Source organism: Ruegeria sp. AL1 (genome assembly GCF_056540905.1).
In genome coordinates this window covers 1-2,920 of sequence record NZ_JBQFXP010000033.1, presented here as the reverse complement: position 1 = coordinate 2,920, position 2,920 = coordinate 1, and the positions used below count along the sequence as shown (strand labels likewise).

General features: G+C 61.8%; 3 protein-coding genes. All 3 read left to right on the top strand.

Translation table 11 applies throughout. The features are described 5' to 3' along the window. Positions 1 to 6 precede the first annotated feature (6 nt). From ACRZ9X_RS22370 to ACRZ9X_RS22360, 3 genes are read left to right on the top strand one after another with little or no spacing between them, the layout of a single operon-like run. Positions 7 to 756 carry an SDR family oxidoreductase gene (locus ACRZ9X_RS22370; protein ID WP_480522303.1) on the top strand — a complete coding sequence of 250 codons (750 nt, stop codon included), beginning with the start codon at positions 7 to 9 and terminating at the stop codon, positions 754 to 756. A 15-nt stretch (positions 757 to 771) separates the two neighbouring features. Continuing rightward, a complete protein-coding gene (locus ACRZ9X_RS22365; RefSeq protein WP_480522302.1) occupies positions 772 to 1,617 on the top strand; it encodes a fumarylacetoacetate hydrolase family protein in 846 nt (281 codons plus the stop codon). Further along, positions 1,614 to 2,903 carry an L-fuconate dehydratase gene (locus ACRZ9X_RS22360; RefSeq protein WP_480522301.1) on the top strand — a complete coding sequence of 430 codons (1,290 nt, stop codon included), beginning with the start codon at positions 1,614 to 1,616 and terminating at the stop codon, positions 2,901 to 2,903. Before ACRZ9X_RS22365 ends, ACRZ9X_RS22360 begins: the two co-directional genes overlap by 4 nt. Positions 2,904 to 2,920: the final 17 nt, after the last annotated feature.

The following is a 2,920-nucleotide window of genomic DNA, read 5'->3' as shown; positions in this document are numbered from 1 at the left end:
GACGACATGACCGAAGCACAGGGCCGTGTGGCCGGAAAGAAAGCACTGATTACCGCCGCAGGGCAGGGCATTGGCCGCGCGAGCGTCGAGAAATACGTGGCCGAGGGCGCGCAGGTGATCGCCTGCGACATCAACGATGCAACACTTGCGGAACTGGCTGCGATCGAGGGCGTGACAGCCTTGAAGCTGGATGTCACCGATGCGGACGCTGTGGCCGAGGTCGTCGCGACCGCCGGCGCGCTGGACGTGCTGTTCAACTGCGCAGGGTTCGTTGGGGCCGGGTCCATTCTGGAATGCGATGACGACCAGTGGGATTTCAGCTTTGATCTGAACGTCAAGGCCATGTACCGGCTTGCGAAGCTAGTTCTGCCCGGCATGCTGGAAAATGGCGGCGGCTCGATCATCAATATGTCTTCGGTCGCCTCGTCCATGAAAGGCGTGCCGAACCGCTTCTCGTATTGTGCCTCAAAGGCTGCTGTGATCGGTCTGACCAAATCCATCGCCGCTGACTTCATCACGCAGGGCGTCCGCTGCAACGCGATCTGCCCCGGCACGGTCGACAGCCCCAGCCTGCACGACCGCCTGCGCGCCACCGGTGACTATGAGCAGGCGATGAAAGACTTCATCGCGCGCCAGCCCATGGGCCGCATCGGCCACGCCGACGAGATTGCCGCGCTGGCCGTCTATCTGGGCAGCGATGAGACCGCATTCACCACCGGACAGACTTTCGCCATCGATGGCGGCTGGACCGTTTGATCAGGGAGATTTGATATGAAACTGCTGCGTTACGGTCCGGTTGGACAAGAAAAACCCGGCCTGATGGATGAAAGCGGCGCGATCCGTGATCTGTCTGGCAAAGTCAGCGACATCGCGGGTGACGCGTTGTCGGATGCCGGGCTTGATGCTCTGCGCGCGTTGGATGTGAATGCGCTCCCCGTGGTCGACGGCGCGCCGCGTATCGGCGCGTGCGTCGGGCAGGTGGGCAAGTTCATCTGCATCGGCCTGAACTATGCCGACCACGCCGCGGAATCCGGCATGGCGCTGCCCGAAGAGCCGGTGATCTTCTTCAAGGCGACCTCGGCGATCATGGGCCCCGATGACACCGTGGAAATCCCCCGCAACTCGGTCAAGACCGATTGGGAGGTCGAACTGGGCGTGGTGATCGGCAAGCCCACCAAATATGTCTCGGTCGAGGACGCGCTGGACCATGTGGCGGGCTATTGCGTCGTTAACGACCTGTCCGAGCGCGATTTTCAGCTGCACCGCTCGGGCCAGTGGGTCAAGGGCAAGTCCGCCGACACGTTCGGCCCCATCGGCCCCTGGCTGGTGACGCGCGACGAGGTTCCGGACCCACAGAACCTGCCGATGTATCTTGAGGTGAATGGGCACCGCTATCAGGACGGCTCGACCAAGACGATGCATTTTGACGTGGCGACCGTGATCTCGCACCTGTCGCAATTCATGTCGCTGCAGCCCGGCGATGTGATCTCGACCGGGACGCCTCCTGGCGTGGGGATGGGGCAGGACCCGCAGACCTATCTGAAGCCCGGCGACACCATGGAGCTGGGGATCGAGGGGCTGGGCGTTCAGCGCCAAACCGTAGAGGCCAGCACATGACCCGCATCACTGGCATTCGCACCGAGGATCTGCGCTTTCCGACCTCGGACAGTCTGGACGGGTCGGACGCGATGAACCCCGATCCCGATTACTCGGCGGCTTATGTGGTGCTGGAAACCGATGGCGCGCATGAGGGCCACGGCCTGACTTTCACCATCGGGCGCGGGAATGAGATCTGCGTGGCCGCGATTGAGGCACTTGGCGCGCTGATCACAGGGCTGGATCTGGACTGGATCACCGAGGATATGGGCCGGTTCTGGCGGCACATCACCGGCGACAGCCAGTTGCGCTGGATTGGCCCCGACAAGGGCGCGATCCACTTGGCCACCGGCGCGGTCGTAAACGCCGCGTGGGATCTGTGGGCCAAAGAGGCGGGCAAGCCCGTCTGGCAACTGGTCGGCGACATGAGCCCGGAAGAGATCGTGCGTCTGATCGACTTTCGCTATCTGACGGACGCGATCACGCCCGACGAGGCGCTGGCGCTGCTGCGCGCCGCCGAGGCTGGCAAACAGGAGCGTGTGGCAAAGCTGAAGGCCGAAGGTTACCCCTGCTACACCACTTCGGCGGGATGGCTTGGCTATTCCGACGACAAGCTGCGCCGCCTGTGCCGCGAGGCAAAGGATGCGGGCTTTACCCACACCAAGTTCAAGGTGGGCCGCGATCTGGATGACGATATCCGCCGCCTGACCATCGCGCGCGAAGTGCTGGGCGAAGACATGAACATCATGATCGACGCCAACCAAGTGTGGGAGGTCGATCAGGCCGTGGATTGGGTCAAGGCCCTGTCCTTTGCGCGGCCCTTCTTCATCGAAGAACCCACCAGCCCCGACGATGTGTTCGGCCACAAGGTGATCCGCGAAGGGGTGGCCCCGGTCAAGGTAGCCACCGGCGAGATGTGCCAGAACCGGATCATCTTCAAGCAGTTCATCAAGGAAGGTGCGATCGACATCGTTCAGATCGACAGCTGCCGGATGGGGGGGTTGAACGAGGTGCTGGCCGTCATGCTGATGGCTGCGAAATACGATCTTCCGGTTTGGCCTCATGCCGGGGGCGTGGGCCTGTGCGAATACGTCCAACATATGTCGATGATCGATTACACTGCGATCTCGGGTGAAAAGGACAGCAAGCGGATCGAATATGTCGATCACCTGCACGAGCATTTCGTCGATCCCTGCATTGTCGAAAACGGAGCATACACGGCACCGCAAAAGCCCGGATTCTCAATCGAGATGAAACCCGAAAGTATCAGAGATTTCCGTTTCCTGTCGAAACTGGCAGCGGAATAAACCCAGCCGCCTGAGCA